A 7,018-nucleotide genomic window follows, 5' to 3' on the forward strand; every position below is an offset into this window, starting at 1 on the left:
TGGATCGCAAGATCAAGCCTTCCCTGCTTGGCGCGGCGTAGGAGCGTGTTGACGATAATCGGGCGGACAATCTCGTTGGCTCCCTCGCCGATTCGTAGCAGCCGCTGGTCGCGCCAAGCACGGGCGACGGGAAACTCCTCAGTGTAGCCGTAGCCGCCGTGAATCTGAATGGCTTCATCGGTTGCCCAGGAGTAGAGCTCGCTGCCGATTACTTTCACAATGGAGCACTCAATGGAGTACTCCTCAGCAGCATGATGATACGCCTGTGGCGCGGTCTCAGAAATTGGGTCAATGCCCTCAAAGACCGAGTCCAAGTCACCTGCTAACCGATAGACCGCCGACTCCAGCGCAAAGAGCCTACCACATAGCGAGCCGAGCTTGCCCTGGATCATGCCGAAGCTGCCGAGGGTGCGATTGAACTGCTTGCGCTGGTTGGCGTAGGCCGCACACACCGCGAGTGTCTCTTTCATCCCGCCCACGGCACCCGCCTCCAGCTTGAAGCGGCCCAGATTCAGCGCACAAAACGCGGCATAGTGGCCCTTGCCAATCTCGCCCACGAGATTGCTCACAGGAATCGTGACGTTCTCCAGGATCAAGCGCCGCGTCGAAGTTCCCTTCATCCCGAGTTTGTGCTCCTCCTTGCCAAACGAGAGACCTGGCGTGTCTCGTTCGAGCATAAAGCACGAGAACTTATCGCCATCCACTTTGGCGAAGATCGTGAAAAGGCTAGCAAAGGCCGTGTTGGTAATCCACATCTTGCCGCCACTGAGAACCCAGTGCTGGCCGTCGGGGCTCAAGTCCGCTCGTGTCTGTGCCCCAAGGGCATCGGAGCCGGAACCGGACTCACTCAGCCCAAACGCGCCGATCCACTCGCCACTGGCGAGCTTGGGGAGATACTTGCTCTTGAGCGCGTGGCTTCCAAAGTACTGCAAGGGCAGTGTGGCGATCACAGTGTGCGCCTCATGGGAGAGCGCAAATGACTGTTGCCAGTTGAGCTTCTCCGCGATCAGGGCGCCCGTTCGATTATCAATCCCAAAGCCACCGTAGACCTCTGGCACTTCTGCCCCCAGAAGCCCCAGCTCACCTGCCTGTCGCATTAGCTCCGCCATCAAATCAATATCATGGCTCTCGATTCGCTCCACGAAGGGCAGAACCGATTTCTTCAAAAACTCATCGGCGGTGCGCCCCATCAGTCGCGCTTCAGTGCTGAACTCCTCGGGTGTAAACACAGACTCCGGCACTGCATCGCGCAGTAAAAATTCTCCACCAAGCATTTTCTTTTCCTTTTATCGCTTTATCGCCCCCAGGAACGGGGGCGTCTTTTTGACGGCTTCGCCGACACGAAGGCCACTTCGGGCCATACCGAGTAAACTCGACTATGGGCGGCACGCCCTTTGTGTCCGAGGAACGAGGACAATAAGACGCCCCCGTTCATGGGGGCGACCCCGCACGGGGCGACACCGCACGGGGCGACACCGCCCGTAGCATTAGCTCCGCCACGTCCACTACCTCCGGCGGGTTCTCTCCACCGACGGCGGCTACGGAATCAGCGATCATGACTTTGCAGAACGGGCAACCTACCGCGACCGTACTGGCCCCGGTCGCGATCAGCTCCTGGGCCCGGTTGTTCCCGGGACGCTGAGTCGTGGGCTCCTCCATCCACATTCGGCCACCACCGGCGCCGCAGCAGAACGTCTTGTCTTTGTTGCGCTCCGGCTCCAGCATGGGGAGCTGGAGCGATGAGCGTAGCGCCTTTCGGGGCGCTTCGGTTTCACCATTAACGCGTGCTAAAAAACACGGGTCGTGGTACGTGACCGAGCTTTCTGTCTGTGGCTCTAGCTTGAGGCGACCACTCTCGACCAGCTCGCTCAGAAGCTGTGTGTGGTGAAGCACCTCGTAGTTGCCGCCAAACTGTCCGTACTCGTTCTTCAGCGTGTGCAGACAGTGCGGGCACTGAGTGACAATGCGCTTGGCGTCAATGCCGTTGAGGGTCGCGATATTGGCCTCGGCAAGCTGCTGGAAGAGAAACTCATCACCCATACGCCTCGCAGCGTCGCCCGTGCAGCGCTCTTTTGGCCCCAGCACAGTAAACTTCACCCCTGCGGCCTGGAGTAGCTGTGCGGTAGCCTGAACCGTCTTTTGTGCACGCGGCTCGAACGCACCAGAACAGCCGACCCAGAAGAGCACCTCACGGTTATCGTCTTTGGTGGCTTTTTCAATCGGCGGCTCAAGGCTCTTAGCCCAGTCGAGACGCTGCGAGGCGGGCAGTCCCCAAGGGTTCTCGCGGCTCCCCAGCTTGCGGAGCATCCCCGCCCCGGAGCCGGAAAGCCTTCCCTCCGCCACCCGGTAGCGGCGGATACCATCAATCAGATCCACGTGCCGGATCAGCGCGGGGCACTCGTTCACACACGCATGGCAGTTCGTGCAGGCCCACAGCGACTCATCGCTGATGAAGTCCGTGGAGATTGCCTCCCCGTTCACCGTAAGGGCGCGCGGGTTGTCTATGTAGCGACGGATATCCAGCACGATCTGCTTGGGGTTGAGCTCCTTGCCGACTGCATTGGCCGGACACGCATCGGTGCAGCGCCCGCACTCCATGCAACCGTCTAGGCTCAGTCGCTGCCAGAAGTCTAAGTCCGCGAGCTCCGTGAGGCCGATCTTGCCCGTTTCTTCGACCTCGCTCATCGCAATCGGCTCCAGCACTCCCATCGGGCGCTCGGGCTGTAGGGCGACACTGACGGGGATCACAAACAGATGGTAGCGTCGACCGTACGGCAACGCGGCAATAACGGCGAGTACCAGCACAATGTGCACCCACCAAGTCGCCGTGTAGCCCCCCACCGAGAGTCCTACAAACCCCTGCGAGACGGCGAGCCCGACCGGCGAGAAGCCCGCAAACGAGAGCCGCGCCGGGTCTGAGGCGATTCCCGCACCCTCCAGTAAGAAGCCCGTCACGGTTGCCGCAAGGCACAGTGCGAGAAAACCAACATCGTAGGGGGAGTTTCCCAGGCTCGCGGGCTTTGTGACCAGCCGCCGCCAGAGCGCCACACAGAGCGCGATCAAAAGGCCAAAGCCAAAGCAATCCAGCGCAGCTTTCACGAGGAGGTAAAAAGCGCCTTTGTAGAACCAGTGCTCGCCAAAAAGCAACGCCCCGTAGTGCTCAATAGCGACAATGGTTGTGCCAATAAAAAGCGCCAAAAAACCATAGAAAATTCCGGCGTGCATTCCACCCGCGAGCCTGCGCCGCCGCACCCGGCGCTGGGCAAGGGCTTGATCCAGAACGTTGCGAATCCGCCCGGGCCAGTCCGTGACGGGCGGCAGCGGTTTTCCGCCGCGCCAGGCTTTCCAGCGCCGGAGAATTCCGTAGGCACAGATCGCCATCGCCACCAGGGCCAGCAGGTAGAACGCCACTTGCTGGCCGGAGGTGATATGCAGAAGTATTTTCCGGGTCGGCATCAGCGCTGACTTTCGTTCACGGGGTTACAGCTTCCCGATCAGCTCAGGAATCGCCTGATGGATATCGGCGACGAGGCCATAGTCTGCGACCTCGAAGATGGGGGCATCGGGGTCGGTGTTGATAGCGACAATCACTTTGGAGTCTTTCATTCCCGCGAGATGCTGGATGCTCCCCGAGATTCCGGCAGCGATATAAAGCTCTGGCGCAACGACTTTCCCGGTCTGCCCCACTTGCAGCTCATTGGGCGCGATCTCCGCATCCACGGCAGCACGCGTCGCACCGGCTGCTCCGCCCAGCGCATCCGCCAAGCCCCCGATCAGCTTTTCAAACGTCGCCGCATCCCGCGTGGGCCGCCCGCCAGAAACCACAACGCGCGCCTGAGTCAGCTCCGGACGCGTCTGCTCGGGCGCATCGAGACTCAGAACTTCGTAGCCGGTTCGGGGGAGCGCTGCGGCAGCGATAGGCTCGGGGGCTCCGGGCTCAGGCGTACCAAAGGCGGCGCTCCGGACACTGTACACCCCGACATCGCCGGTTGTCCGAACGCGAGCAACCACATTTCCGGCGTACATAGGGCGCGTGAGCGTCAGCCTGCCCTCGCGGCTCTCCACGCTCGTTACATCCGAGAGCATAGGTAAGTCGAGCAGAGCTGCCACACGCGGAAGCACATCGCGTCCTAACGATGTCGCGGCCCCGACCAACGAATCACAGTTTTCGCTCTTCATCGCCATCACCAGTGCGTCCGCCGTGATGGATACCGGAGCCAGTACCACAAAGCTCCCGCCCGTAGCTTTGGCCCAGTGCTGCGCGAAAGTTACCGTCTGCGGCGTTTCCCCAAGAACTAAGAGCTTCATAGTACCCGCGCCTCCTCCCGAAGAGCAGTGAGCAGCGCGTCCACGCTCGCCACTCTGCGCCCGGCCTTGCGCGGCGGCGGGGAGAAGAGCTCCAGCACCTCAATGCGCGTTGCCGGAGCGCCTCCCAGTTCCTCAGCAGTGAGCTGCTCCAGTGGCTTACTCCGGGCCTTGATAATTGCGGGGAGCGCCACATAGCGTGGCTCATTCAGCCGCAGATCTACCGTGACAACGGCGGGTAGTGCCACGCGCACCGTCTCACGCCCCGCATCCACCTCTCGGACTACCACGGCGTGCCCTGGCTCCAGGGTGAGCTGCGACGCAAACGTGGCTTGTGGAACCCCCAGAAGCGCGGCCAGCATCTGCCCCGTCTGGTTGTAGTCGTCGTCAATGGCCTGCTTACCCATGAGAACCAGCGTGGCCTCCTCGCGCACAAAAACCGCCTGAAGCAACCGCGCGACGCTTACAGGCTCCAGAGAAGCCTCCGTTTCAACAAGAATCGCTCGATCGGCACCCATCGCCAGCGACGTTCGGAGCTGCTCCACACACTCCGGCCCGCCAATACTCACGGTGACAATCTGGACATCGGCCCCGCCTTCGCGCTGGCGCACCGCTTCTTCCAGCGCGATCTCATCGAACGGGTTGATCACCCACTTGAGATCGTCCAGATCAAGCGTGCCCTCACTGCTGACGCGGATTTTCTCATACGGATCGGGGACACGTTTTATGGGCACAAGGATGGTCACGCGAGGCCCTCCACATTCTGTACGATTGTTCGGAGAAACTCCGCCGCCTCAACTCCGTGTACGAGCCGATGGTCAAAAGTCAGGACAAGATTCACGAGCATTTTGCCCCCTTGCTCAAACGGCGAGCCGATAAAGAGCACCGCCACCGCAGGCGCCACTAGCACGGGCACGGCATCTACGATCTCATACGGCCCCATGTAGGTCAGCACGAGCTGCGTCGCCTCCGTGGCCTGGTCGCGTCCGCCCCGCGCCACGGCGATATTGGCCTTGGAGACAGAAACAAAATCCTCAAAGCTCAGCGTATCGGCGGCGTCTACCACAGCGACAACCAGCTCACCGGTCTGCATGGCAACCGCGATTCCTAGATTGACATGAGCATGCTCACGGATCACTTCCTCACGGAGAAGCGTCGAGCGGAATTTCGGGTGCTCTGCTGTGGCCTTCGCTATGGCCCACGCCACGCAGTTAAACGCCGACGGCGGATTGTCCGTCAGCTCGGCCTTTTTCGTGTCCGCGTAGGCACGAACCGGCCCCCAGTCGAGGTGGCGTTTGGCAGTGGCGGGAATCACCTGCTCCGCACTGCGCCGCAACCGAAAGATAAAAGTCTTGTCCTGCGACGAGACGGGGCGCTCGGTAAATTGCCCTCCGCCGCCTCCTGCCCCCGGTAACCGAGGAGTTTGTTGAAGGTGCCTGTCTATATCCTCTGGCATTAGCTTGCCGCTCGCAGCAGAAATGATGGCGAGCACTGCATCGCTCACGCCCTGCTCTTTGGCGTAGGCACGGGTGCGGGGGGAGATCGTGCGGAGGTCGACCCCACCCGGCTGATCGCTACTGCTCACATCCACCTTCCCTTGGTCCAAGGGAGGGTCGGCGAGGGACGAGCCGGGGTGGGTTCCAGAGTGGGTTCCAGGGTGGGTTGAGGAGGTATCCTCCACCTCCATACGGCAAACCGGCACACCGATCTCCAGCGTATCGCCTTCGTCGGCGAGCCACTCGACCAGAATACCCTCATGGAGACACTCGACCTCCATGGTCGCCTTGTCCGTCTCCATCGAATAGAACGGCTCATCCCGCGCGATCCGATCACCCGGTTTTTTGAAAAACTCGACGATGAGCACTTCCTGCAGGCCCTCACCCATCTGCGGGACTAGGACATCAACTACCGGCATCTAAAAAGCTCCTCAAATCCGCCTCGGAGACACCAGGTTCTCCGGGCGCGACATTATTTAGTTTACCCAAACGCATCCATTTTTCGAGCGTGTCTACCAGTTCAAAGAGATGGTCAAAGCTGGCCACAATAAAGAGCAGCGGCTGATAGTGGTCAATCTCGAAGCCCTGGTTAATCACCCATTCGAGCTGGATCGGGTAGCGCTGCACCTCAGGCGAGACAATGGCATGCTCAATCTCTCCGTGTGAGCTGAGCAGCCCGGAGCCGTAGATTTTTAGCGCATCGCCCTCGCGCATCAGGCCAAACTCGATCGTGAACCAGAAAAAACGCGCCATTGCTCGAATAATGCTAGAGAGCTGGTGCACTTGCTGGTCTTTGTCACGAATCCCCGCCGCAAGCTCCGCCGCCGTGTGCGCACAGTCGCCGAAGCGCACGAGAGCATCGGCAAACGCAGGGTCGGTGTGCATCGGGACATGGCCCGCAATATCATGAAAAATATCCGGCTCGGGTAGATAATCTAATCGCTCCGCATCGCGAATCGTGATGGTTGTGGGGAAGGCACGCTGGCGCAGACAGTCAAAAAAGGCGTACGCCGGGACGTAGCCAGAGACGGGCCGTGCGACAAATCCCGTGCGCGGCGAGAGGAACTGGTTCACGTCGTCGAGCAGCGGCACGCGGTTCGGATCAAGGCGAAGCGTTTCGAGCCCGCGCAGAAAGTGCCGGTTGGCGAAGCGCTGCCAGGAGTCCGTCTGCCGCGCGTAGAGCCGCCGCCATGCCTCATGGTTGCTCGGGGTATAGA

6 protein-coding genes are annotated in these 7,018 nt (G+C 60.8%); all 6 read right to left on the reverse strand.

The genetic code is table 11. The features are described from left to right. On the reverse strand, positions 1–1,274 hold a 1,274-nt coding region (locus ACH2EH_RS00060; RefSeq protein ID WP_395137593.1), incomplete at its 3' end, for an acyl-CoA dehydrogenase family protein. Between the two features lie 157 nt (positions 1,275–1,431). Continuing rightward, positions 1,432–3,456, reverse strand: coding sequence for a heterodisulfide reductase-related iron-sulfur binding cluster (locus ACH2EH_RS00065; RefSeq protein ID WP_395137595.1), 2,025 nt, complete (start codon positions 3,454–3,456; stop codon positions 1,432–1,434). A gap of 24 nt (positions 3,457–3,480) precedes the next feature. Next, positions 3,481–4,308: an electron transfer flavoprotein subunit alpha/FixB family protein gene (locus tag ACH2EH_RS00070; protein WP_395137597.1), complete on the reverse strand. Its 828-nt coding sequence runs from the start codon at positions 4,306–4,308 to the stop codon at positions 3,481–3,483. Beyond that, positions 4,305–5,051, reverse strand: a complete 747-nt coding sequence (locus ACH2EH_RS00075) for an electron transfer flavoprotein subunit beta/FixA family protein (protein ID WP_395137598.1) — start codon at positions 5,049–5,051, stop codon at positions 4,305–4,307. The genes ACH2EH_RS00070 and ACH2EH_RS00075 overlap by 4 nt, the downstream gene beginning before the upstream one ends. Continuing rightward, on the reverse strand, positions 5,048–6,220 hold the full coding sequence (locus ACH2EH_RS00080; protein WP_395137600.1) for a 2-oxo acid dehydrogenase subunit E2: 1,173 nt from the start codon (positions 6,218–6,220) through the stop codon (positions 5,048–5,050). Before ACH2EH_RS00080 ends, ACH2EH_RS00075 begins: the two co-directional genes overlap by 4 nt. Further along, positions 6,207–7,018 (reverse strand): phenylalanine 4-monooxygenase (locus ACH2EH_RS00085; RefSeq protein ID WP_395137602.1); only part of this gene is annotated, 812 nt, incomplete at its 5' end. The genes ACH2EH_RS00085 and ACH2EH_RS00080, both read right to left, overlap by 14 nt.

Source organism: Armatimonas sp. (assembly GCF_043760365.1).
Lineage (GTDB): Bacteria > Armatimonadota > Armatimonadia > Armatimonadales > Armatimonadaceae > Armatimonas.